The organism is Blautia caecimuris (assembly GCF_024622975.1).
In the GTDB taxonomy this organism is placed as follows: domain Bacteria; phylum Bacillota; class Clostridia; order Lachnospirales; family Lachnospiraceae; genus Blautia_A; species Blautia_A caecimuris.
This window is the reverse complement of sequence record NZ_JANJZT010000007.1, coordinates 71,596-97,299: the sequence shown is the minus strand read 5'-3', so window position 1 is coordinate 97,299 and position 25,704 is coordinate 71,596. Positions and strand designations below refer to the sequence as shown.

Here is a 25,704-nt window from a genome sequence, read left to right as displayed (position 1 = left end):
ACTGCGCAGGCAGCCCTTTTTCTGGTATGATAGAGAGCATGTCAGGAGGAAAGGAATGTTGGAAAAAATTAAAAAAATTTTTAAACCGGAAAATATGATGTTCAGGATGGCTGCCCTGAACTGCGGTCTCCTCCTTCTTGTAACCGTAGTGATTACCGGAACAGGAAATGTAATCTATCAGAATTCCATAGAGGAAAGTTCTTATGCAAACACAATGGAAATCCAGAATCAGGTATTGAAGGCTCTGGATCTGATTTTCCAGTCTGTTTCTGATAATGTGGCAGCCCTGGGCGCTGCGCCGGAATTTCAGGAATATCTGAAAGTGGATGAACAGAAGGAGCAGGCGCAGCGTGTGATTTTGGAAAGTAAAGTCCGTGATATGCTTCTGCGCTATTCAGAGCATTATGAGGATTATCTTAATATTGTGACAGCCAGCGAAAAAGGGCATTATCTTTCAAATGATTCCTATCGCATTCAGAAAACTCCTCTTACCAGAGAAGACTGGTATCAGGAAGCGCTGAAAGCAGACGGGGAGCTGGTACTGACTGGAAACTCTCTGGGAAGAAATCTGAAAAGCTGGAAAAATTACAGTACAGACAGCTATGTAACAGCGGTGCAGATGGTTCCGGATACAGAAAGCGGAAAGCCTCTGGGAGTGATTCTGGTCGATTTGGATATCCGGAGTATCCAGAATCTTGTTGAGGATATTACCATGGGACAGACTGGCTTCAGCTATATTCAGGACAGTCAGGGCAAGGTTCTCTATGCGCCGAAAAACAAGGTGGTGTACAGGATGAATCCGGAATGGTTTTCTCAAGGGGACAGCGGACAGGTGCGCTGCAATATTGAAGGGGAAATGTATAATGTAATCTACAGCCGCTCTTCTTATATTGATTTAACTGCAGTGGGAGTGTTTGACTGGGGAAAAACCATTCAGGGTGCCTCGCAGGTAAGGATGGCATCAATTCTGATCGCAGTAGTTATAGCTGTTTTTGCCATTGTGTGCTCTGTTGTATTTGCTGCCTCAATTACAAAGCCCATATCTAAATTGTCCAGACTGATGAAGCGGGCGCAGACGGGAGATCTGACAGTACGTTTTGATAACCACTATAAAGGGGAGATCCATCAGCTTGGAGATGCGTTTAATTCTATGGTGGCAAAAACAGATGAGCTTTTGAAACTGGTCTATCAGGAGCAGAAACATAAACGAGAAGCAGAACTGCAGATTCTGCATGAGCAGATAAAGCCGCATTTTCTTTATAATACCCTGGACACTATTCAGTGGATGGCAAAGGGATATCATGCACAGGATATAGTGGACATTGTACTGGCATTATCTAATTTTTTCAGGATCAGTTTAAGCCAGGGAAAAGAGTTTATCAGTCTGGAGCAGGAGATTGCCATGGTAAAAAGCTATCTGGATATTCAGAAATTCCGGTATGAGGAGCTTTTTGACTATGAGGTCTGGACAGATCCTGCAATTCTTAAGTGTCAGGTTCCGCGGCTTTCTCTCCAGCCGTTGATTGAGAACGCACTTTATCATGGGATCAAGGAATCCGAGAGAGAGCATGGAACCATTTGGATTCGGGTATATCCGGAAGGGGAGGATTCTGTTGTTCTGAAAGTGGAGGATAATGGTGCAGGAATGACAGAGGAGCGCTGTCGACAGCTGAATCAGTGGTTTGCTCAGAAAGAACGGATGGCAGAGGTTGATGCATTTGGAAGTCTGAATGTAAACGACAGAGTGCGGATGTTCTATGGAGAGGAATATGGACTGCATTATTATCTGAGAGAGGGCGGCGGCGTAATTGCAGAATTAAGGATAAAAAGGAGCAAATAGGAGGACATATGTGGAACGTACTGATTGCAGATGATGAACCGAAGATTCGTCAGGGACTGAAAAATACACTGGAAACCTTTGACTTGCCCCTATGTGTGTGCGCAGAGGCAAAAAACGGATTGGAGGCGCTGGAAAAAGCAAAGGAATATGAGCCGGATATTCTTCTTGTAGATATTTGCATGCCAAAGCTCAGTGGGATTAAATTTCTGGAAGAGCTGAAAAAGCTTTCTATAGAATGTAAAGTAATTATTATTTCCGGTTTTAATGAGTTTGCGTATGCACAGCAGGCTATTACCCTGGGGGTGTCTCATTATCTTTTGAAACCAATTGCAGACAGTGAGCTGAAAGAAGCTCTGGAAAGTGTGAGCCGGCAACTGTGGCAGACCCGGAAATCCAGAAAATTTATGAATCTGATGCGGCAGCAGTTTGTACAGAATAAAAATACCATAAGAGACGTGTTTTTTAATGACTGGATCAATGGAAATTTATCCGGAAAAGAATGGCAGGAACAGAGAGAATTTCTGGAAATTGAACTTCCGGATACAGTGATGCTGATTCTTGTTTCTATGCAGAGCGGATTTACTGAAAAAATTCCGGCGGGAGCTGTTCCTGAGGAGCTTTACAAAATGACTCTGGAAAAAATTATGAGGAATTTGATCGGCGAGTACAAGCCTGTATATGTGTTCATGAACCGGTATCAGGATGCTGTGGGAATGATCGGAGGTTATAAAGGTGAAACAGAGAACCTTCAGGAAATCATATCAGAAAAAATAAATAAGACAGTAGATGGAAAATGCTGTGTCCTGATACAGACCTGTAAAAGGGATGAGATTCCGGATGTTCATGAAAAGCTGCGAACCCGTGCCAGAAAGATTCTGGAGTGCAGGCCAATTGTAATGGAAGCCAGAAAATATATTTATGCTCATTATCAGCAGAGAGAACTGGATCTTACCCAGGTGGCAGACGCTATTGGCTGCAATCCCTCTTATCTCAGCCGGATCATGAAGCAGGAGCTGGGAATCTCATTTAAAGATTTTCTGACAATGCTCCGTATCAGCCAGGCAATTTCTCTGATGCGCAATGACCGTCTTTCTCTGAATCAGATTGCAGAACAGGTGGGATACAGCAATCAGCATTATTTTTCTGCAGCATTCAAAAACTGTCAGGGATTTTCTCCTTCAGAATTTCGGAGAACTCTGACCCGGGAGGAGTGAGGTTGTGAAAAAATGGATATTGGCGCTTCTTTTGTTTGTCTGTTTATGTACCGGGGGATGCGGAACAGAGAGCGTACGGACAGACGACTATGAATATCTGATAGGAGTAAGTCTTACCAATGTAATGGAACCCTGGCTGAACAACCTGGCTCAGGTGATCGGAAGCAGGGCAGAGACAGAAAAAAATGTGAATCTGATTTTCAGGGATGCGGCAGGAAGTACGGAAAAGCAGATACAGGATATCGAAGCTCTTATGAAATGCGGAATTGATCTTTTAATCGTTTCTCCGGACGGGAGCAATGCGCTGAACGGGATTATGGAGGAGGTTTTTGAGGAAATTCCTATTGTGGTTGTAGGAGTGGAGCCGCAGACAAAGGCTTATACAACGGTGATACAGGCAGATGATAACGGAATTGGCAAGATGGCGGGAGAATATATTCTGGAGAATTTTTATACAGAGGGTGATAAGATTATCGTGTTTCAGGGCGTGGAAGGCTCGCCTATATCAGAGGACAGACTTCGCGGTTTTACAGAAGCAGTGAAGAAAAAAGTCAAAGAAAAAGATATTGTGTATTATTATGGGGACTGGTTCCGGGATGTGGCAGAAGCCCGGATGAAGGATTACCTTGTTGTAAATGGCGCTCCTGATATTGTTTTCGCCTTTAATGATGAGATGGCGTATGGAGCGTATATTGCCGGAGAACAGCTTCGTATGGGAAATGGAACAAAGTTTGTGGGGGTAGACGGATTTGAGGGAGAAAGCGCCGGACTGAATCTGGTGGAAAAAGAAATTCTGGATGCAACTATCCAGAGCCCGGATTTTGGATCTCTTGCTTATGATACTGCCATGGATATTCTGGAAGAAAAAGAAGTACAGAGAGACATCACGGTGACTCCCAGAATGATTACAGGAGACAAAAAATAAAAGAGGAGGATAAAAATGGCAGAATTTTTAAAACAGGAACTGATATGGACAAGGAAACCTGAGAGGGTATTTATGGATGAAACAAAGGTGGAGATCATTACTGAGTGCGGCACAGATTTGTGGCAGCGTACTTATTATGGATTTCAGAATGATAATGCGCCTGTACTTCAGACAAAAACCGCAGACACATATTTTTCTTTTACTGTGCGGACAAGGTTTGAGAGTAAGCACCGTTTTGACCAGTGCGGAGTGGCTGTGTATCTGGACAGCGAAAACTGGCTGAAGGCTTCTGTTGAATATGAGAATGAGGAGTATCAGCGTCTGGGAAGTGTAGCAACTAATCATGGCTATTCTGATTGGGCTACTATGGATATTCCGGCATCTGTAAAAGAAATGTGGTATCGCCTAAGCAGGAGAGAAAGTGATTTCTGCATTGAGTGCAGCACAGACGGAGTGAATTTTAAACAGATGCGTATCTGCCATATGTGGGAGGGTGCAGGGGAGATCACCTTTGGCATTTATGCGTGCAGCCCGGAAAATTCTTCTTTTAAAGCCACCTTTACAGAAATGGAAATTACAGAATGTAAATGGGAAGCACATAAATAAAAAAACGGATGCTGATTTGGAAGGAAAACTATCTGAGCCGCCTTTAAATGCTTGCCTTTTTATCAGGCAGAATGATATACTTATGACGTACAAAAGTTTCTGATAAAGAGCTGTAAAGGTGCATATTAAATGAAAAAGAATTAAGGAGAAGTATGTTTAGGAAAATTGGGGAAGAACGGGCGTTTGATGGAATATTGAAGCAGATTATTGACAATATCCAGACAGGGAAGCTGAAGGCTGGAGATGCTCTGCCGGCAGAGCGTACTATGGCGGAGACCATGGGGGTTTCAAGAGCTGCTGTAAGAGAGGTGTTAAGAGCACTGGAGCTTCTGGGAATTCTGAAGGCAGTGCCTGGAGGAGGCAATTATATAACAGAAGATCTTGATACCTGGCTGATCGGACCTCTGTCCATCCTTTTCCAGCTGAATAATGGTTATGTCCGCCAGAACCAGCAGCTTCGTGCAGCACTTGAAAGGGAAAATGCAATTCTTGCTGCAAAAAAGTGTACGCCTCTGGATGCGGCAGAGCTGTGGATGATCATTGCCAGGCTGGATGCTGCTGAAGATGAGAAGATGAGGGGTGAGCTTGATAAAGAACTTCATCAGAAGATTGCCAAAATTGCAGACAATCCCATGATCTACAGTGTTCTGGCTGCTGCGGACAAGCTGACAGAGAGTATCATTTCCGGAATCAGAGATTATATCATGCATAAAAATCAGTCTGCCGCTGTTGTGGATGAGCAGCATCACAGGCTGGTGGAAGCAATTATTAACGGAGATGTGGAAGCGGCAGAGAGGTGTATGTCGGAGCATATGGTCACTGTGGAGAAATTTATGTCGGAAATGCTTCGGGAAGAAGAATGACAACTGATATTTTGTCTATATGATACTATTTTACATAATGATCCCATTAAAATAATATGATTTTGCATAAAAATCAAAAGATTTTTCTTGTGCTCTGGTATGACCGATGCTATAATGAAACTACAAATTGGTATAACCAATAAAACGTTTGGCACTACCAGAAAACGGAGGGAACTATCATGGGATATGTAAAATGGTCATATGACACATTAAATCAGTTTTGTACCGATGTATTTAAGGCTTTTGGTTTTAATGATGAAGAGAGCGCAGAAATTAAGGATGTGCTTCTGACAGCAGATCTTTATGGTATTGAGAGCCATGGAATGCAGAGAATGGTTCGCTATCACAAGGGTATTGAAAAGGGAACGATCCATCCGGACGCCAAACCAGAGGTAGTATTTGAAACACCGATTTCTGCTGTTATTGACGGACATAACGGAATGGGACAGCTGATCAGTGTTTTTGCCATGAAAAAGGCAATTGAAAAAGCGAAAAAAACAGGTGTGGGCATTGTCAGTGTCCGTGAGTCCAATCATTTTGGCATTGCCGGATTTTATGCAAAAATGGCATGCGATCAGGGGCTGATCGGTATGGCATGCACCAACTCTGAGGCAATTATGGTTCCTACATTCGGCAAAAAGGCCATGCTGGGATCGAATCCTATTGCAGTGGCAATGCCGGCTGATCCCTATCCGTTTTTCTTTGACTGTTCAACTACAGTAGTTACCAGAGGAAAACTGGAGATGTACAATAAGATGGAAAAACCGCTGCCGGATGGCTGGGCTCTTGATAAGGACGGCCATGCAAGCACGGACGCTCCTGATGTACTTGCAAATATTGTGGCAAAAAAGGGTGGTGGAATAATGCCCCTTGGCGGAAGCGAAGAGGTGACAGGAAGTCATAAGGGATATGGCTACGGAATGCTCTGCGAGCTGTTCAGCTCCATTCTTTCCATGGGCGTGACTTCTGACAGCTGCTGTACTTTCCCGGACAAAACCGGAATCTGCCATGGCTTTATGGCTATTGATCCGGCAGCATTCGGTGATCCGGCAGCCATCAGAAAACATTTTTCCGATTACCTTGAGGCCCTGAGAGAAAGTCCCAGGGCTGAAGGCAAGGATCGCATCTATACCCATGGTGAAAAAGAAGTCTTTGCAGAAAAAGAAAGAAGAGAAAACGGTATTCCGGTCAATGACAACACTATGGTAGAGCTTGCAAACCTGTGTGGATACTTAAAGCTTGATTTCGGCAAGTATTTTAAGGACTATGAGCTTCCAAAGGACAGCAGGTTTTTTACAGGAAACTATTAAAAGAATCCCTAAGGAGGATATAAAAATGGATTACGCAAAAGAATCACTGAGATTACACGGAGAATGGAAAGGCAAAATTGAGGTTGTGACAACTGTTCCGGTAGAGACAAAGGATGATCTTTCCCTGGCTTATACTCCGGGTGTAGCGCAGCCTTGTCTGGAGATCCAGAAGGATGTGGACAAATCATACGATCTTACAAGAAGATGGAACATGTGTCTTGTTGTTACCGATGGTTCCGCAGTTCTTGGCCTGGGTGATATAGGACCGGAGGCGGGAATGCCGGTTATGGAAGGAAAATGCGTTCTTTTTAAAGCGTTTGGCGATGTGGATGCGTTTCCTCTGTGTATTAAAAGCCATGATGTAGATGAGATCGTCAATACCATTTATCTCATCTCCGGTTCTTTCGGTGGTGTAAATCTGGAGGATATTTCCGCTCCAAGATGCTTTGAAATTGAGAAAAAGCTCAAAGAAAAATGTGATATTCCGATTTTCCATGATGACCAGCACGGAACTGCCATCATTACTCTGGCAGGCCTTACCAATGCCCTTAAGGTTGTGGGCAAGAAAAAAGAGGATGTTCGCATAGTCATGAACGGAGCAGGAGCAGCAGCCATTTCCATTGCAAGACTGCTTCTGAAGGCAGGATTTAAGAATATTACTCTCTGCGACAGAAAGGGTGCCATTTACGAAGGCCGTGCAGAGGGAATGAATGCGGTTAAGGAAGAAATGAGCAAGGTAACAAACCTGGATAAAAAATCAGGTTCTCTTGCTGATATGCTTGCAGGCGCAGATGTGTTTATCGGTGTTTCCGCGCCGGGCGCTGTGACAACAGAAATGGTAAAAACAATGGCAGAGGATGCGATTATTTTTGCCTGCGCCAACCCGACACCGGAGATCTTCCCGGATGAAGCAAAAGCAGGCGGTGCAAAGGTTGTTTCCACAGGAAGAAGTGACTTCCCTAACCAGATCAATAATGTTCTGGCGTTCCCGGGCGTATTCCGCGGCGCTTTTGACGTAAGAGCAAAAGATATCAATGATGAGATGAAGATTGCAGCTTCTGAGGCGCTGGCAGCGCTGATCTCCGATGAGGAGCTTTCACCGGATTATATTATCCCCAAGGCTTTTGATAAGAGAGTAGGACCTGCGGTTGCAAAGGCAGTTGCCGATGCTGCAAGAAAAACAGGCGTGGCAAGAATCTGATATATTGTACAGAAGCTGTGCCGCCTTCCATTTTGGGCTTACCGGAATGGAAGGCGGTTTTTTATTTTTACAGCAGAGCTCCCCTCATGAAAGCTTTGACAAATGGGAAAAGAATCGGTACAATAGCAGATATGTAATGCGGAATAAAGAAAAGGAGTGGCGAAAAATATGCAGACCTGGGAAGCAAATGTCCGCAGGGTGGTTCCCTATACACCGGGAGAGCAGCCTGATCATCAGGACATGATTAAACTGAACACAAATGAAAATCCTTATCCGCCGGCGCCGGGAGTGTGCAAAGCTCTCAGTGGGATTGAACCGGAGTCATTAAGACTGTATCCGGATCCGGCAGCAGATGATCTGGTGAAAGCCATTGCAGAAGCCTGCGGAGTAAAAAAACAGCAGGTGTTTGTGGGAGTGGGTTCTGACGATGTGCTTGCTATGAGTTTTCTTACATTTTTTAACGGTAAAAAGCCGATTTTGTTTCCGGATATTACATATTCTTTTTATGATGTCTGGGCGGAGCTTTTTCGGATTCCTTATGAACGTCCGGTTCTGGATGAGCATTTCCATATCAAAAAAGAAGATTATTTCAGAGAAAACGGAGGAATTATTTTTCCCAATCCCAATGCTCCTACAGGGGTAGCCCTGTCTCTTGCGGATGTGGAAGAGATTGTGGCGCATAACAGAGAGGTCGTTGTGATCGTAGATGAGGCATATGTGGATTTTGGCGCACAGTCAGCCGTTTCTCTTGTGGATAAGTATGATAATCTCCTGGTTGTGCAGACTTTTTCAAAGTCAAGATCTATGGCAGGAATGCGGATCGGTTTTGCCATTGGCGATTCGAAGCTGATTTCTTACCTTAATGATGTAAAATATTCTTTTAATTCTTATACGATGGACACAACAGCTCTGGCAGCAGGGGTGGCGGCAGTAAAAGACAGAGAATATTTTGACGGAACCTGCCGTAAAATTATTGAGACAAGAGAATGGACAAAAAAAGAACTGAAAAAGCTGGGATTTTCTTTTGAGGATTCCATGGCAAATTTTATTTTTGCTTCTCATGAGAGCTGTCCGGCGGAGAAATTATTCCAGGCGCTTCGAGAGCATCATATTTATGTCCGGTATTTTCCGGGAAAAAGAACAGGTAATCATCTGCGTATTACAATAGGAACGCAAAAGGAAATGGAAGTTCTTACAGAATTTCTCAGAAATTATCTGAATGAGCAAAAAATTTAATTAGCAGGAGGTAATATGGAAGTATTAGTACAGTGGTTTACAGATAATCTGTCCCAGTTTATTTCGGCAGAGATGGTTATTTTTATTATTTCAATGGTTCCGATTCTGGAACTGAGAGGTGGACTTCTGGCAGCTTCGCTTTTGAAGATTCCGGCAGCGACAGCCATTCCCATATGTATAATAGGAAATATTATACCGATTCCGTTTATTCTTCTGTTTATCAGACAGATTTTTAAACTTATGAAAAAAACAAAGATTTTTCATGGTCTGATTGAAAAGCTTGAAAACAGGGCTATGGGAAAAAGCGACCAGATCAAAAAGTATGAGTTCTGGGGGCTGATGCTGTTTGTGGGAATTCCTCTTCCGGGAACAGGGGCATGGACAGGAGCGCTGATCGCTTCTCTTCTGGAAGTTGATATCAAAAAATCTTCTCTGGCTATTCTGGGAGGAATTATTATGGCAACTGTGATCATGTATGTTGTATCCTATGGACTTGTAGGAAATATCGTTCACTGATCTTTCACCAAAAAGTAAAATGAAAAATTTTATTTTTACAGATAATCGGAAATGAAGCTGTTCTGCTACGGAAGATGGCGTATATGGGGCATTGTCCGCAGGCTGATGTTTTGCCGGGAACTCTGGCAGGCATTTTGACCGGGCTTTAGTGAACAGAATAAAGTAAGAGGTTTCATCCGGTAGACAGAAGAAATAAAATATGCTAGAATAAAATTTGAAAATCTACAGTATCAGGGACAGTGATCCCGGGAAAAAGACGGTTTATCCGGAAAACAGGACTATCTGTTTTCCGGAATTCTGATGTTCGTGTCGGTTCCGACAGAGTATCCCGTAAAATATTTATATCATAATATAGAGTTCCGGAATTAACCGGGTATTATTTTTAGAAAAGGCTGAGGGAATTTTTTATGAGAGAAAAATACGAATCCTTGTCACTTGCGACATTGAAGGAGCTGGCAAAGGCAAGAGGCCTGAAAGGAATTTCCACGTTAAGGAAGCCAGCACTGATTGAACGTATGCTTCAGGAGGATGAAAAGGAGCGGAAAGATACAGGAGCAATTTCGGAAACTGTACAGAAAGAAGAAATCCGGGAAGAAAAGAAAGACAGGCAGGAGGAACATCAGACTCCGGTGCGTCAGTACAGACAGAATGGACATGTTCAGGAATCCCGGGCATTTTATGACAACAGAAGAAAAAATAACTGGCAGGAGGGCGGAACGAGAACCTATAACAGCGCCAGTGAAGGCCGCAGATACGGCAACAGTCAGAGCGAGTTTTCGAAAAATCACGGCAGTCAGAATGAAGGCCGCAGATACGGAAATACTCAGGGAGAGAATTTCAGAACGTATGGAAGCCAAAATGAAGGCCGCAGATACGGAAATACTCAGGATGAAAATTCCAGAATTTATAATAGTCAGAACGAAGACAGAAGAAGCGGATACAGCCAGGAGGAGAATCCGAGAACATATAATAATCAGAATGAAGGCAGAAGAAGCGGATACAGCCAGGAGGAGAATCCGAGAACATATAATAATCAGAACGAAGACAGAAGAAGCGGATACAGTCAGGAGGAAAATCCGAGAGCCTTCAGCAGTCAGAATGAAAACAGAGGAAGCTATATACAGCAGGATGATGCAAAGATTCCGGCAGAAACAGCGCAGCTGGACAGCGGCCAGAAAGCCAATGGAATTCTCGAGGTCCTTCAGGACGGATATGGGTTTATCCGCTGTGAAAACTTTCTTCCGGGAGAGAATGATACTTATGTTTCTCCGGCCCAGATCCGCAGATTTAATCTGAAAACCGGAGATATCGTTCAGGGAAATATCCGCATTAAAACTCAGGGGGAAAAATTCAGCGCTCTTTTATATGTAACTTCTATTAACGGATTTCATCCCAGCGAAGGGCAGAAACGGTATAATTTTGAGGATATGACTCCCGTATTTCCAAATGAAAGGCTTCAGATGGAGCGCCCGGGGGGAAGTATGGCAATGAGGATCGTGGATCTGATCAGTCCTATCGGAAAGGGACAGAGGGGGATGATCGTTTCTCCGCCAAAGGCAGGTAAGACTACCCTTCTTAAGGATGTTGCCAAGTCTATTTTAAGAAACAGTCCGGACATGCATCTGATCATTCTTCTGATCGATGAACGCCCGGAGGAAGTGACAGATATTAAGGAAGCGATCCAGGGGCCAAACGTTGAGGTGATCTATTCCACTTTTGATGAGCTTCCGGAGCATCACAAAAGAGTATCGGAAATGGTTGTGGAGAGAGCCCGCCGTCTGGTGGAACACAGAAAGGATGTGACCATTCTTCTGGATTCTATTACAAGGCTTGCCAGAGCATATAATCTCTGTGTGCAGCCAAGCGGAAGAACCCTTTCAGGAGGTCTTGATCCTGCGGCTCTTCATATGCCGAAAAGATTTTTTGGCGCAGCCCGCAATATGAGAGAGGGCGGAAGCCTTACGATCCTTGCCACAGCGCTTGTAGATACAGGAAGCAAGATGGACGATGTGATCTATGAGGAATTTAAGGGAACAGGAAATATGGAGCTGGTGCTTGACCGCAGGCTTCAGGAAAAACGTGTATTTCCTGCCATTGATATTCAGAAATCCGGAACCCGCCGCGAGGATCTTCTTCTCAGCCATGAAGAGCAGGAGACCGTATCCTCCATGCGCAAGGCTCTGAACAGTCTGAAGGCAGATGAGGCCGTGGAGCAGATTCTGAATATGTTTTCCAGAACCAGAACAAATGCGGAATTTGTACAGACTGCAAAAAAACAGAAATTTTTATAAATATCTTGCATTTATGAAAGGAGTATGTTATACTCAGGAGGCTGTAAAATAATAAATTCGTCTACTCATACACGAATAGAAAATAATAGAAAGAAATACAGAGAGGTGAAAATCATGCGCGAAGGAATCCATCCGAATTATCATCAGGCAACTGTAACCTGCAACTGTGGAAACACATTTGTAACAGGTTCTACAAAAGAAGATATCCATGTGGAAATCTGCTCTAAATGCCATCCGTTCTACACAGGACAGCAGAAGGCTGCACAGGCTCGCGGACGTATTGATAAGTTCAACAGAAAATACGGCTTAAACAAATAATTAAACAATATGAAAACGTGAGAACAGGTTGAGGTTGGGAAATCTCAACCTGTCTTTGCTTTCAGACAAAAGAGCTTATGACAGATGGAGAATATGAAAATATGAAGTCATCAAATATCGGCGGCCAGGCAGTTATGGAAGGAATCATGATGCGGCATAAGGATAAGTATTCCATTGCTGTCCGCCGTCCTGACGGAGAAATTGAGTTAAAGGTAGAAGATTATAAATGTACGTTTGGCAATGCCGGAATCTGGCGGAAGCCTCTGATCCGGGGTGTGGTCAGCTTTGTGGACAGTCTGGTAGTGGGAACCAGATGTCTCATGTACTCTGCGGAGATTGCAGGCGATGAAGAGGATGAGAAAGAGGCTGAAAAAAATGCGGCTCTTTCAGAGGAAGAGCGCGCTGCCAAAAAAAGAAAAGAGGACAGACAGTTTAAATGGCTGCTTTACGCGACAGTAGCGTTTTCCATTGTGATATCGGTAGCCGCCTTTATGCTGCTTCCCTATGCTCTTGCCAGTCTTTTAAAGAATGTAGGCGCATCTGAGGTTGTGATAACAGTGGCGGAAGCCTTTGTGAAGCTGGCATTGTTTATGGGGTATATGCTTCTGATATCCAGAATGAAAGATATCCAGAGAACCTTTATGTATCATGGCGCAGAACACAAATGTATCAACTGTATTGAGCACGGACTGCCCCTTACCGTAGAAAATGTTATGAAAAGCTCCCGGCAGCACAAGCGCTGCGGAACCAGTTTTTTATTTCTGGTCATGCTGGTCAGCATTTTCCTGCATTTTATTTTTGTGCTGGTTCCGTTTTACTGGGTGAGACTGCTGGGAAGACTTCTGATGGTGCCGGTTGTAGCAGGAATTTCTTTTGAGATGATCCAGTGGGCAGGTAGAACTGACAATAAGCTTGCGTGTCTTTTAAGCAAACCGGGACTTGCCATGCAGAAGCTTACAACAATAGAACCTACGGAGGATATGGTTGAGGTGGCTATTGCTGCGGTAGAAGCAGTTTTTGACTGGAAAGCGTATCTGAAAGAGGAATTCGGCTGGAAGCCGGGAGAAGAAACAAATGAAAACTCTTGAAATGCTGCTGCGGGAAGGAACTGAGATCCTGGAGACAGCAGAAATAGGTGAAGCCAGGCTGGATGCCTGGCTCCTTCTGGAATATATTACTGGAAAAAACAGGGCATATTATTATGCGCATATGGATCAGGAGACAGAAGAGGGGCAGGAAAAAGCATATCTTAAGCTTTGCCGTAAAAGGGCTGAACACATTCCTCTTCAGCATCTGACCGGAACAGCCTGCTTTATGGGATATGATTTTTTTGTGGATGAGAGAGTGCTTGTGCCAAGGCAGGATACAGAGATTCTTGTGGAAGAGGCGCTGAACCTTCTGAAAAAAACAGAGAAGCCGCGTATCCTTGATATGTGTACAGGTTCCGGGTGTATCCTTCTGAGTATTCTGAAGGAAATTCCGGAGGCAGAAGGCACGGGGGCAGACCTTTGGGAGGGAGCTCTTCAGGTTGCAGAAAAAAATGTTCGGAAGCTGGGACTGGATCACAGAGCCGTTCTGGTACACAGTGATCTGTTTTCCGGGGAATATTTTTCTGAAACCAGTGGAAAAACACAGAGAGAGTATGATATGCTTGTGTCAAATCCTCCGTATATTCCAACAGGGGAGATAGAGACTCTGATGGATGAAGTACGGACTCATGACCCATATATGGCTTTGGACGGAAAAGAGGACGGACTGTATTTTTACAGAAGGATTACAGAGGAGTGCAGGAAGTACCTGAAGCCCGGCGGCTGGCTTGTCTATGAAATCGGCTGGGATCAGGGCCAGGCAGTGACCGGAATTATGGAAAATGCAGGTTTTGAACAGGTAACGGTCAAAAAAGATCTTGCGGGACTTGACAGGGTGGTTCTGGGACAGAATCCCAGAACAAAAATTTTTGCCTAAGAATAAAGTAACAGGAGGAACAGAATGTTTGATAAATTGGAGGATCTTCTGATCCGGTTTGATGAGGTTCTCAATGAGCTGGGAGAACCGGGAGTTACAGATAATCAGGAGCGGTTCCAGAAGCTTATGAAGGAACAGAGCGATCTGCAGCCGATCGTGGACGCTTATAAAGAATACAAAGAGAATAAAGAAACTATTCAGGACAGCCTTTCCATGTTGGAAGGAGAGAAAGATGAAGAAATGAGAGAGATGCTCAAGGAAGAGCTTTCCGACGCAAAAAAACGCGTGGAGGAGCTGGAGCATGAGATCAAAATCCTTCTTCTTCCCAAAGACCCAAATGACAGCAAAAACGTTATTGTGGAGATCCGCGCAGGCGCAGGCGGCGATGAGGCTGCTCTTTTTGCAGCGGAAATTTACCGTATGTATGTGAAATATGCGGAAAGCCTCAGATGGAAAACAGAGATGATGAGTCTCAATGAGAACGGAATCGGCGGCTTTAAAGAGGTCACTTTTATGATCCAGGGAAACGGCGCTTATTCCAGACTGAAATATGAAAGCGGCGTTCACCGGGTACAGCGAGTGCCGGAAACAGAGTCAGGCGGAAGAATCCATACCTCTACCTGTACGGTGGCTATCATGCCTGAGGCGGAGGAGATTGATTTCCACCTGGATATGAACGACTGTAAATTTGATGTATTCCGTGCGTCGGGAAACGGCGGTCAGTGTGTCAATACCACAGACTCTGCGGTACGTCTGACCCATATTCCAACAGGAATCGTGATCTCCTGTCAGGATGAAAAATCACAGCTGAAAAACAAAGACAAGGCTCTGAAGGTACTGCGTTCCCGTTTGTATGAAATGGAGATTGCAAAACAGCACGATGCAGAAGCCGAGGCAAGAAGAAGCCAGATCGGAACAGGAGACCGTTCCGAGAAGATCCGTACTTATAACTTCCCTCAGGGGCGTGTGACAGACCACAGGATCAAGCTTACCCTGCATCGTCTGGACAGCATTCTGGGCGGCGACCTCAGTGAGATCATTGACAGTCTGATTGCGGCTGATCAGGCGGCTAAACTGGCAAATCTCAACAATGAGGAAGCGTAAGAAATAAAAATATTACAGTACTGAAGTCTGTAAAATGTAAAATATACAGATATCAGCATAGATAATATATAATGGAGGAGAATAAAATGAAAAAAACAGCACTGGTGATCATGGCTGCCGGAATCGGAAGCCGCTTTGGAAAAGGAATCAAACAGCTTGCGCCGGTTGGCCCAAATGGCGAGATTATTATGGAGTATTCTATTTATGACGCTCTGGAGGCAGGCTTTAACAAAGTTGTTTTTATTATCAGAAAGGATCTGGAAGAGGAATTCCGCGCTGTGATCGGCAATAAAATTGAACAGATCACAGAAGTTGAGTATGCGTTTCAGTCACTGGAAGATCTTCCGGACGGCTTTGAGAAGCCGGCTGACAGAACAAAGCCATGGGGAACAGGTCAGGCAGTTCTTGCGGCAAAGAATGTTCTGTCCGAGCCGTTTATGGTAATTAATGCAGATGATTATTATGGAAAAGAAGCATATGTAAAAGTACATGACTATCTGGTGCAGAAGCAGCCGGAGGATGGACTTCTTCATATCTGTATGGCCGGATTCCGTCTTGGAAATACCCTCAGCGATAACGGAAGCGTAACCAGAGGCGTCTGCCACATTGAAAACGGAGCGCTGGTTGGCGTGACAGAGACTCATGACATTTATAAGACTGAGAACGGCGCAGAGTCCAGAAGCGCTGACGGAACAGCAGAAGAGCTGGATGTAAACAGCCTTGTTTCCATGAATATGTGGGGCCTGACTCCTGCATTTATGGATGTGCTGGAAAAAGGCTTTGTGGAATTTCTTCAGGGTCTTGATGCTGCGGATATCAAAAAAGAATATCTTCTGCCGGAGATGATCGACCGTCTGATCAAGGAAGGAAAAGCAAAGGTTGATGTACTGGATACAAAGGATACCTGGTTTGGGGTGACCTATCAGGAAGACAAAGAAGTGGTGATCGCTGCTTTTGACAGACTTGCAAAAGAGGGCGTTTATCCGGAGACACTTTATAAATAAGCAGTTTCCCGTTGTGTCGGCACAATGGACTTCAAGGAGGAATTATTATGGGAAAATATTTTGGAACAGACGGCTTTCGCGGTGAGGCAAACGTGCAGCTTACAGTAGATCATGCTTTTAAAGTAGGACGTTATGTGGGCTGGTATTACGGGCGCGATCATAAGGCGAAGATCGTAATCGGAAAAGATACAAGAAGAAGCAGCTATATGTTTGAATACGCGCTGGTGGCAGGTCTGACAGCTTCCGGAGCAGATGCATATCTTCTTCATGTGACCACAACTCCCAGCGTTTCCTATGTGGTCCGCACAGAGGATTTTGACTGTGGAATCATGATCTCTGCAAGCCACAATCCTTTTTATGACAATGGAATCAAGCTTCTCAACGGAAACGGACAGAAGATCGAAGCCGAGGTAGAGGCAAGGATCGAGGCTTACCTGGATGGAAAGCTGGAAGAGCTTCCTCTGGCAACCGGCGAGGATATTGGAAGAACAGTAGATTTTGCTTCCGGAAGAAACCGTTATATCGGTTATCTGATCTCTATTCCATGCCGTGATTTCAAAAACATCCGTGTGGGTCTGGACTGTTCAAACGGAAGTTCCTCTGCAATTGCCAAAAGTGTGTTTGACGCTCTCCGGGCAAAAACCTATGTGATCAATAATGAGCCGGACGGAACAAACATTAATACCAACTGCGGTTCTACACACATTGAGGTGCTTCAGAGATTTGTTGTGGAAAAAGGCCTGGATGTGGGATTTGCTTATGACGGCGATGCAGACCGCTGTATTGCAGTGGATCACAGAGGAAACATTATCGACGGCGACAAGATCATGTATGTATGCGGCAAATACCTGAGAGAGCAGGGAAGGCTGAACGGAAATACAGTAGTTACCACGGTTATGTCAAATATGGGACTTTATAAGGCTCTGGAGCGCGAGGGAATCAGCTATGAGCAGACGGCAGTAGGGGATAAATATGTTGCGGAAAATATGCTGGAAAACAATTACAGTATTGGAGGAGAGCAGTCCGGACATATTATATTCAGCAAGTATTCAGCCACCGGAGACGGAATCCTTACTTCTCTGATGCTGATGGAGGCCTGCGTGGAGAAAAAGACCACTCTTTGTGATCTTGCAAAAGAGATGAAGGTTTACCCGCAGATCCTGAGAAACGTACGTGTTGCGGATAAAGTGGCGGCAAGAGAAAATCCAAAGGTAAAAGAGGCTGTAGAGACAGCTGCCAGAGCCCTTGGCACAGACGGACGCATTCTTGTAAGAGAAAGCGGAACAGAACCTTTGATCCGGGTTATGGTAGAAGCAGGAACAGAAGATATCTGTGCGGAACATGTGGACAATGTGGTAAAGGTGATCGAAGCCGAAGGGCTTATTGTAGAATAAAAAGGATATACATGAAAACAGGAAAAATCGGACGGATACTGGCAGTCTGTATAGGAGCGTCTCTCCTTACAGGCTGCGGAAGTGAAAAACAGAATACTTATAAGCAGGCAGAAGAAAATCTGGAGCAGGGAAGTTATCAGGAAGCGCTGACAGGTTATGAGACTTCTGTTTCCTACAGCTATAAGACAGTGGAATCTCTACGAGGCGCAGGAATCGCAAAACTGCGCCTGGGAGATTATCAGGGAGCTGTGGAGAGCTTTACTCAGGCGCTGTCACAGAACCGGGTAAAAAAATCCATAAGGCAGGATCTGCTTGCATACCGTGCAACTGCACAGCTGAAAGCAGGGCTTCCGGATGACGCCATGGCAGACTGTCAGACTCTGGCGTCTGATTATTCCATGAATGCAGATCTGTATTTTTTAACAGGCTGTGTGGCGCTTGCAATGGATGCCTATGATGAGGCGGCATCAAATTTTGAACAGGCATACGGAGAGAAAGCCGATTATGACATGGCTCTTCAGATTTACGAAGCCTACCAGAGCAGAGGCATGGAGGCTGACGGGACACGGTATCTGGAAGCAATTCTGAAAACTGAGCCCGGGAATGCAGAAGATTACTGCGAGCGGGGGCGTATTTATTACTATATGCAGGATTATGAAAATGCCAGGAACGAACTGACAAAGGCTTCCGAAAAGGGCAGTGTGGAGGCACTTTCTTTACTGGGAATGGTATGCCTTGCACAGAATGATACGGCTGCCGCCAGATCCATGTATCAGGATTATCTGAACGCAGAAGAAAGCCGTAAGGCAGAGGGATACAACGGGCTGGCTCTGTGTGATATAGCAGACGGAGATTATCAGAGCGCACTGGTAAATATTGCCAGCGGACTTGAGGCTGCAGATACAGACGAGATGCAGGAGCTTTTATTTAATGAAATTGTTGCATATGAGAAACAGCTTGACTTTAACACCGCTTTTTCAAAGGCTCAGGAGTATATGAAAATGTATCCCGATGACCAGGAAGCAAAGAAGGAACTGGAATTTCTCCAGTCCAGGATCGCGCAGGAAAATGTAGAGGAACCTGCCCCGGAAGAAGGACAGGACACAGCTTCGGCAGAAGAACAGACATCCTGGGAGGGTTGATATGCAGTTGTATGATTTTAAGGAAATTCAGGAGCGGGTGATCCTGGTAGGCGTTCAGACTGATATCGGAGATGATGTGGAGGCATCCCTGGACGAGCTTCAGGAGCTGGCAGAAACTGCAGGAGCAGAAACTGCGGCAAAGGTCATTCAGAACAGAGAAGCAGTACATCCGGGAACCTATATCGGAAAAGGCAAAATTCAGGAAGTGAAAAATCTCCTGACTGCTCTTGATGCAAACGGAATTATCTGTGATGATGAGCTTTCACCATCGCAGCTGAATAATCTGGAGCGGGAGCTGGAATGTAAGGTTATGGACAGAACGCTGCTGATTCTGGATATTTTTGCGGGAAGAGCAGTGACCAGCGAAGGCAAGATCCAGGTGGAGCTTGCTCAGCTCCGTTACCGGTCCGCACGTCTGGTAGGATTAAGAGATTCCCTGTCCAGACTGGGCGGAGGTATTGGAACAAGGGGACCCGGCGAGAAAAAGCTGGAGACGGACAGACGTCTTATCCGCACCAGAATCTCGGCATTGAAAGCGGAGCTGGTACAGGTGGAAAAACACCGTGAGCTGATCCGCGGCAGCAGATCAAAGGGAAGACTGAAGACCGCTGCTATTGTGGGGTATACCAATGCAGGAAAGTCTACGCTTCTGAACACTCTCACCGGAGCAGGAGTGCAGGCGGAGGATAAACTTTTTGCAACCCTTGATCCCACAACAAGAGTAATGGATCTTGATGACGGACAGCAGATCCTTCTGACAGATACAGTAGGGTTTATCAGAAAGCTTCCTCATCATCTGGTGGAAGCCTTTAAAAGCACTCTGGAGGAAGCAAAATATGCAGATTATATCATCCATGTGGTAGACGCTTCCAATCCCAGAGCAGAAACGCAGATGCAGGTTGTTTATGAAACTCTGAAGGAGCTGGGTGTTTCCGGAAAAAAGATCATTACACTTCTGAATAAACAGGATCTTGTGCCTGATTCAGAGCTGCGTGATCTGCGGGCAGACTATACGGTAAAATGTTCTGCCAGAACAGGCAGGGGACTGTGTGAGTTAAGAGAGCTGTTATCCCGGCTTCTGGCAGAAAGCCAGATTTATATTGAGGAGCTGTATGCTTATAAAGAAGCCGGAAAAATCCAGATGATCCGGGAATACGGACAGCTTCTCTCTGAGGAATACAGAGAGGACGGAATTTTTGTCCAGGCAAAAATCCCTGCAGAGTTTTTTGTGAATGTTATGCCCCGGGGCTGATTGTAACAGGAGCGCTGTAATTTTGGCTGTCCTGGATAACAAGGCAGGTCACATTTGTATAAAAAAATAAATTTCCGGGTTTTGAAAAACACCGGAAAGCCTGTAAATACAGGAAAACAGAACCATCATATAGAGTGTGAAAGGTATGATCGCACAATATATGGTGGTTTTTGCGGTTGACGGAACCTGTGACCTTTGCTACAATGTAATCTATCAGCAGAAAATAAGAGCGAGCAAAGCAAGGGAGGAAGAAGGACTTATGTTTCAGGTAGTAAAACGTGATGGGGAAATTGCTGAATTTCAGATGGCTAAAATTTCGTCTGCTATCAGCAGAGCATTTGATGCAAAAGAAAAGAATTACAGCAAGGATATGATCGATCTTCTGTCGCTGCGTGTGACAGCTGATTTTCAGGATAAGATTCAGGATGACAGGGTCACTGTGGAGGATATTCAGGACAGTGTGGAGAACGTTCTGATCCAGGCCGGCTACAGCGATGTGGCAAAGGCGTATATTCTTTACCGCAAGCAGAGGGAAAAAATCCGAAATATGAAATCCACGATCCTGGACTACAAAGAAATAGTAAACAGTTATGTAAAGGTGGAGGACTGGCGCGTAAAAGAGAACTCTACAGTTACTTATTCAGTAGGAGGTCTGATCCTCAGCAATTCCGGAGCTGTCACTGCCAATTACTGGCTGTCTGAGATCTATGACAATGAGATTGCAGACGCTCACAGAAATGCGGATATTCATATCCATGATCTTTCCATGCTGACAGGCTACTGTGCAGGATGGTCCTTAAAACAGCTGATCCAGGAGGGGCTTGGAGGTATTGAAGGCAAGATTACTTCTGCTCCGGCAAAGCATTTAAGCGTACTCTGTAATCAGATGGTAAATTTCCTGGGGATCATGCAGAATGAATGGGCGGGAGCTCAGGCATTTTCTTCCTTCGATACTTATCTTGCGCCCTTTGTCAAAGCAGATAAGCTGTCTTACCGTGAGGTGAAAAAATGCATTGAATCCTTTATTTATGGCGTCAACACTCCAAGCCGCTGGGGAACACAGGCTCCGTTTTCCAATATCACTCTTGACTGGACAGTCCCGGATGATCTGGCAGAGCTGCCTGCAATTGTTGGCGGAAAGGAAATGGATTTTAAATATAAGGACTGCAAAAAAGAAATGGATATGGTAAACCGCGCCTTTATTGAAACCATGATCGAGGGAGATGCCAATGGAAGAGGTTTCCAGTATCCGATTCCCACCTATTCCATTACAAAGGATTTTGACTGGTCAGATACTCTGAATAATCAGCTTCTTTTTGAAATGACAGCAAAATACGGAACGCCGTATTTTTCCAATTATATTAACAGTGATATGAAGCCAAGTGATATCCGCAGCATGTGCTGCCGTCTCCGTCTGGATCTTCGTGAGCTTCGCAAAAAAAGCGGCGGCTTTTTCGGCTCAGGAGAAAGCACGGGGTCTGTAGGGGTGGTTACCATTAATATGCCGAGAATCGCCTATCAGTCAAGAAATCCGGAAGAGTTTTACCGCAGACTGGACCATATGATGGACATTGCGGCAAGATCTCTGCATATCAAGAGACAGGTGATCTCCAGACTTTTAAATGAGGGACTTTATCCTTACACAAAGAGGTATCTGGGAAGCTTTGACAATCACTTTTCCACGATCGGCCTTGTGGGAATGAACGAGGCGGGGCTGAATGCAAGATGGCTGGGCTGTGATATGACAGATGAGCGTACCCAGAAGTTTACAAAAGAAGTTCTGGAGCATATGAGAAACCGGCTCTCCGATTATCAGGAGCAGTATCAGGGCGAGCTGTTTAATCTGGAGGCAACACCGGCGGAGTCCACAGCATACAGGCTTGCCAAGCATGACAGAAAACGCTGGCCTGACATTAAAACAGCAGGAAAAGAGGGCGATACCCCGTATTATACAAACAGCTCTCATCTTCCGGTTGAATTCAGTTCGGATATTTTTGACGCTCTTGATATCCAGGATGAGCTTCAGACCCTTTATACATCAGGAACAGTATTCCACGGATTTCTGGGAGAAAAGCTTCCTGACTGGAAGGCCGCCGCTTCTCTTGTGCGGAAAATCGCAGAAAATTATAAGCTGCCTTATTATACGATTTCTCCTACTTACTCTGTATGCAGCGAGCACGGATATTTAAGTGGCGAGCACTTTACCTGTCCGAAATGCGGCAAAAAGGCTGAGGTATACAGCCGTATTACAGGCTATTACCGTCCGGTCCAGAACTGGAATGACGGAAAGGCTCAGGAATATAAAAACAGAACCCTTTATGACGTTGTGCATTCTTCCCTGAAAAAAGTCCATACAAGTGTAGTCACAATGACAGAGGACGACGTAAAGGTACAGCCTGTAGAAACCCATAAATACCTGTTTACCACAAGCACCTGCCCAAACTGCCGCATGGCGAAAAAAATGCTGGAGGGCGAGGAGCTGGAGATCATTGACGCAGAACAGAACCCGGATATGGCGAGACAGTTCGGCATTATGCAGGCGCCTACCCTGGTGATCACAGACGGAGAGCATCTGAAAAAATATGTAAATGCATCCAACATACAGAAGTATGTGGACGAGGAGCTTTAATGTACAGGATATTTCTCGCAGAAGATGACGAGATGCTCTGTTCTCTGATAACAAAACATCTGGAATCCTGGGGATATCAGGTAACGGCAGCGGAGGATTTCAGGGATATTATGGGAGAATTTGTGCGTTCCGAAGCCCATCTGGTGCTTCTGGATCTGAAGCTTCCGTATTTTAACGGATTTCACTGGTGTGAAGAAATCCGCCGGGTATCGCAGGTTCCTGTTATTTTTCTTTCCTCTGCGGCAGATGACATGAATATGGTTATGGCAATGACCAGAGGAGCAGACGATTTTGTTGCCAAGCCCTTTAATCTGGAGGTCCTTTCTGCAAAGGTTCAGGCGATACTGAGAAGAACATATTCCTTTGGAAACAGTGGGAACCTTCTGGAACACAGAGGCGCTGTCCTGAATCTGGGAAGCGGAAATCTGAGCTATCAGGGACAGGCCGTTGAGCTTACCAGAAATGAACTTCGGATACTGAACCTTCTTTTTTCTCAGGCAGGAAACGTAGTTTCAAGAGAAGCGATTATGCAGATGCTCTGGGAAAATGATGATTTTGTAGATGACAATACTCTGACAGTAAATGTCAACCGCCTGAGACGCAAGCTGGAAGGAATCGGCCTTGAAAATATGATTCTCACAAGAAAAGGGCTGGGCTACATAGTGCAGTAACGGAGGACAGAAATGGCAGGGTATCTGAAAAAAATATGGAAAACAGCAGCTTTGTTCCTGGCTTCAACCGGAATCATGGCAATGGTATTATGGCTGTATAACTGTCCTGATGAGCCGGTTCTTTATGGAAGCCTATTATGTATGGCTTTGTTCGCGGGAGCATTTGTGTATGGATATTTCAGGTTCCGCAGCAAAGCGCAGGTTTTGTCTCAGATTGCAAAAAGTATTCCTCTGGATCTGGAAAAGCTTCCTTTGCCCCAGGACAACAACGAGGCGGCGCTTCAGCAGATGATCCATGAACTGAACCGAATGAGGATGGAAGCAGAGGAAGCCAGGATGACCTCTTACAGAGAGATGGCGGATTATTATACCATGTGGGTGCATCAGATAAAAACACCTATTGCCGCCCTCAGACTGCTTCTTGGAGAACAGCCTCAGGAAAATAAAACGGCTCTTGCAGAGGTTTTTCGGGTAGAAGAATATGTGGAAATGGTTCTGGGGTATCTGAGATCTGAGGATATGTCTTCGGATATGAAATTTTCAGAGTGCGATCTGGATAAGATCATTCGGGAGCAGATTCACAAATACGCGTCAGTTTTTATCGGGAAAAAGCTGCAGCTTGACTATGAGAGAACACAGGAAAAGGTTCTGACAGATCCCAAATGGCTGGGATTTGTGATCGGGCAGTGTATTTCCAATGCCTTAAAGTACACAAAGACAGGTGAGATACGGATTTATCTTTCGGAATCCCGTCCCCATACGCTGGTGATTGAGGATACGGGGGCAGGAATCAGCGCGGAAGATCTTCCGAGGATTTTTGAAAAGGGATTTACCGGATATAATGGAAGAACGGAGACCAGATCCTCAGGAATCGGCCTGTACCTTTCCAGAAAGATCATGAAAAGGCTGGATCATGGTATTTCCGTGGAATCAGAACCGGGAAAGGGAACACGAGTTTATCTGAGCCTTGGCCGCCGGAGGGCGGAGTTGTTTTAAAAGAATGAAAAAAGAGCGTATCACATGTCAGCATGTGGTGCGCTCTTTTTTTGTAAAAAATATGGAACAATGAAAATAACTGTAAATTGCTGTGAAAGTTACAGAGGGGAACGGCTGGTTGTTTCCTTTTCAATCAGGGCAGCAGGAACCATGCTTTCATATGGAATATAATTGTCCAGAGACTGGATTGCAATCTGTGCCATCAGGGATATATTCTGATCGACAGAGGTGATGGGCAGGATTGCATTGTTGGAGCCGGGAGAATTGTCATACCCGATCAGCTCAACTGTTTCCGGAATCGAGATTCCCTTTTTGATACATTGGCGTTCAAAGAGCCCTGCAATGTCATCATTGGAACAGAACACGCCCAGTTTTTTGCCGGCATATTTTGTGGTAATATGAGTAACCAGATCTTCCATTGCTTTTGTGGCAGAGGGCATATAAGGATCTGTAAGATCAGTCTGGATAAAACGCTCATAGGGAAGATTTCTGACCTCATATTCAAATCCCAGGATACGCTTAAAGGAAGGCCAGTCTTCCCTGAAATCATTATTAATATGGATAAAAACTTCACAGCCGTTGCGGATCAGCAAATCGGCTGCCAGCTTTCCGCCTGTAAAATTATCATTGTTAATCTGCTTAAAGTTTCCTCCGGCTCTTTCAATTGAAATTACCGGTACAGGAAGAGCTTCGATCTCCTGGGGAGAAAGAAGATGGCTTAATAAAATAAGACTTTTGATCCGGTAGGAGATCAGGTTCTGGATCAGATGCATTTCTTCCTCTTTGGAGTTATTAGAGGTGTAGATAATAAAACTGTAGCCTTTTTCTTTACCGTATTTTACAAGCTGATTAAGAAGTTCTGTGTAAAAGCTTAAATGAAGGTGAGGAAAAATAACGCCTACCAGATTGGACTGACCGGTGACAAGAATACGGGCAAGATTATTCTGGCTGTAATTAAGATCTTTGATCGCTTCTTTAATTTTATTTTGTGTTTCCGGTGAAAGAAGCTCCGGATGGTTAAAATACCTGGAAACAGTAGTAAGGGAAACACCGCTTTTTTGTGCAATATCTGTAATTTTGACTTTATTCATAATAAAACCTCACATTATTAAAATATCGAATGTCATGAAGCTGGAAATATTTTCTTGATAGTATGATTATAACATAATTACATGAAAAATAAAAGAAAAAACACTGATATAATATGAAAATATTTTCATAACAAAG

Annotated in this window: 22 protein-coding genes; 21 read left to right on the top strand and 1 reads right to left on the bottom strand. The window is 44.7% G+C overall.

Annotated features, from left to right (window positions below; translation table 11 throughout):
- Positions 1–55 precede the first annotated feature (55 nt).
- The 21 genes from NSA57_RS06580 (at position 56) to NSA57_RS06480 (ending at position 24,477) form a co-directional block, all read left to right on the top strand.
- On the top strand, positions 56–1,840 hold the full coding sequence (locus tag NSA57_RS06580) for a cache domain-containing sensor histidine kinase (protein ID WP_257464364.1): 1,785 nt from the start codon (positions 56–58) through the stop codon (positions 1,838–1,840).
- A gap of 8 nt (positions 1,841–1,848) precedes the next feature.
- On the top strand, positions 1,849–3,054 hold the full coding sequence (locus NSA57_RS06575; protein WP_257464363.1) for a response regulator transcription factor: 1,206 nt from the start codon (positions 1,849–1,851) through the stop codon (positions 3,052–3,054).
- A gap of 4 nt (positions 3,055–3,058) precedes the next feature.
- On the top strand, positions 3,059–3,979 hold the full coding sequence (locus NSA57_RS06570; protein WP_257464362.1) for a substrate-binding domain-containing protein: 921 nt from the start codon (positions 3,059–3,061) through the stop codon (positions 3,977–3,979).
- Positions 3,980–3,994: 15 nt separating this feature from the next.
- The gene (locus NSA57_RS06565; RefSeq protein WP_022068230.1) at positions 3,995–4,585 is read left to right on the top strand and encodes a DUF1349 domain-containing protein; all 591 of its coding nucleotides are present in this window, start codon (positions 3,995–3,997) and stop codon (positions 4,583–4,585) included.
- Positions 4,586–4,737: 152 nt separating this feature from the next.
- Complete coding sequence (locus NSA57_RS06560) at positions 4,738–5,448, top strand: FadR/GntR family transcriptional regulator (RefSeq protein WP_138270336.1); 711 nt, start codon at positions 4,738–4,740, stop codon at positions 5,446–5,448.
- A gap of 179 nt (positions 5,449–5,627) precedes the next feature.
- The gene (locus NSA57_RS06555) at positions 5,628–6,758 is read left to right on the top strand and encodes an Ldh family oxidoreductase (protein ID WP_147598766.1); all 1,131 of its coding nucleotides are present in this window, start codon (positions 5,628–5,630) and stop codon (positions 6,756–6,758) included.
- A gap of 25 nt (positions 6,759–6,783) precedes the next feature.
- A complete protein-coding gene (locus tag NSA57_RS06550) occupies positions 6,784–7,959 on the top strand; it encodes an NAD(P)-dependent malic enzyme (RefSeq protein WP_022068227.1) in 1,176 nt (391 codons plus the stop codon).
- Positions 7,960–8,127: 168 nt separating this feature from the next.
- Positions 8,128–9,195 (top strand): histidinol-phosphate transaminase, encoded by a 1,068-nt coding sequence (gene hisC, locus NSA57_RS06545; protein ID WP_173752586.1) that lies wholly within the window; start codon positions 8,128–8,130, stop codon positions 9,193–9,195.
- A 15-nt stretch (positions 9,196–9,210) separates the two neighbouring features.
- Complete coding sequence (locus tag NSA57_RS06540; protein ID WP_147598763.1) at positions 9,211–9,711, top strand: COG2426 family protein; 501 nt, start codon at positions 9,211–9,213, stop codon at positions 9,709–9,711.
- 407 nt (positions 9,712–10,118) lie between these two features.
- Positions 10,119–12,002: a transcription termination factor Rho gene (gene rho / locus NSA57_RS06535; protein ID WP_257464361.1), complete on the top strand. Its 1,884-nt coding sequence runs from the start codon at positions 10,119–10,121 to the stop codon at positions 12,000–12,002.
- A 114-nt stretch (positions 12,003–12,116) separates the two neighbouring features.
- On the top strand, positions 12,117–12,320 hold the full coding sequence (rpmE, locus tag NSA57_RS06530) for a 50S ribosomal protein L31 (RefSeq protein ID WP_022068223.1): 204 nt from the start codon (positions 12,117–12,119) through the stop codon (positions 12,318–12,320).
- Positions 12,321–12,421: 101 nt separating this feature from the next.
- A complete protein-coding gene (locus tag NSA57_RS06525) occupies positions 12,422–13,408 on the top strand; it encodes a DUF1385 domain-containing protein (protein ID WP_173752585.1) in 987 nt (328 codons plus the stop codon).
- Positions 13,395–14,285, top strand: a complete 891-nt coding sequence (gene prmC, locus NSA57_RS06520) for a peptide chain release factor N(5)-glutamine methyltransferase (RefSeq protein WP_257464360.1) — start codon at positions 13,395–13,397, stop codon at positions 14,283–14,285. Before NSA57_RS06525 ends, prmC begins: the two co-directional genes overlap by 14 nt.
- A gap of 24 nt (positions 14,286–14,309) precedes the next feature.
- On the top strand, positions 14,310–15,389 hold the full coding sequence (gene prfA, locus NSA57_RS06515) for a peptide chain release factor 1 (RefSeq protein ID WP_147598759.1): 1,080 nt from the start codon (positions 14,310–14,312) through the stop codon (positions 15,387–15,389).
- 86 nt (positions 15,390–15,475) lie between these two features.
- Positions 15,476–16,393, top strand: a complete 918-nt coding sequence (locus NSA57_RS06510) for a nucleotidyltransferase family protein (protein ID WP_257464359.1) — start codon at positions 15,476–15,478, stop codon at positions 16,391–16,393.
- Positions 16,394–16,440: 47 nt separating this feature from the next.
- Entirely contained in the window at positions 16,441–17,787 is a 1,347-nt protein-coding gene (glmM, locus tag NSA57_RS06505) for a phosphoglucosamine mutase (protein WP_147598757.1), read from the top strand.
- 11 nt (positions 17,788–17,798) lie between these two features.
- On the top strand, positions 17,799–18,929 hold the full coding sequence (locus tag NSA57_RS06500; RefSeq protein ID WP_257464358.1) for a tetratricopeptide repeat protein: 1,131 nt from the start codon (positions 17,799–17,801) through the stop codon (positions 18,927–18,929).
- 1 nt (position 18,930) lies between these two features.
- Positions 18,931–20,181, top strand: a complete 1,251-nt coding sequence (gene hflX / locus NSA57_RS06495) for a GTPase HflX (protein ID WP_257464357.1) — start codon at positions 18,931–18,933, stop codon at positions 20,179–20,181.
- Positions 20,182–20,440: 259 nt separating this feature from the next.
- A complete protein-coding gene (locus NSA57_RS06490; RefSeq protein ID WP_173752604.1) occupies positions 20,441–22,810 on the top strand; it encodes a ribonucleoside triphosphate reductase in 2,370 nt (789 codons plus the stop codon).
- Positions 22,810–23,481 (top strand): response regulator transcription factor, encoded by a 672-nt coding sequence (locus NSA57_RS06485; protein WP_257464356.1) that lies wholly within the window; start codon positions 22,810–22,812, stop codon positions 23,479–23,481. The genes NSA57_RS06490 and NSA57_RS06485 overlap by 1 nt, the downstream gene beginning before the upstream one ends.
- A gap of 12 nt (positions 23,482–23,493) precedes the next feature.
- Complete coding sequence (locus NSA57_RS06480) at positions 23,494–24,477, top strand: sensor histidine kinase (RefSeq protein WP_257464355.1); 984 nt, start codon at positions 23,494–23,496, stop codon at positions 24,475–24,477.
- Positions 24,478–24,575: 98 nt separating this feature from the next.
- On the opposite strand, the gene NSA57_RS06475 is transcribed toward NSA57_RS06480, so the two are convergent.
- Entirely contained in the window at positions 24,576–25,568 is a 993-nt protein-coding gene (locus NSA57_RS06475; RefSeq protein ID WP_178709774.1) for a LacI family DNA-binding transcriptional regulator, read from the bottom strand.
- Positions 25,569–25,704: the final 136 nt, after the last annotated feature.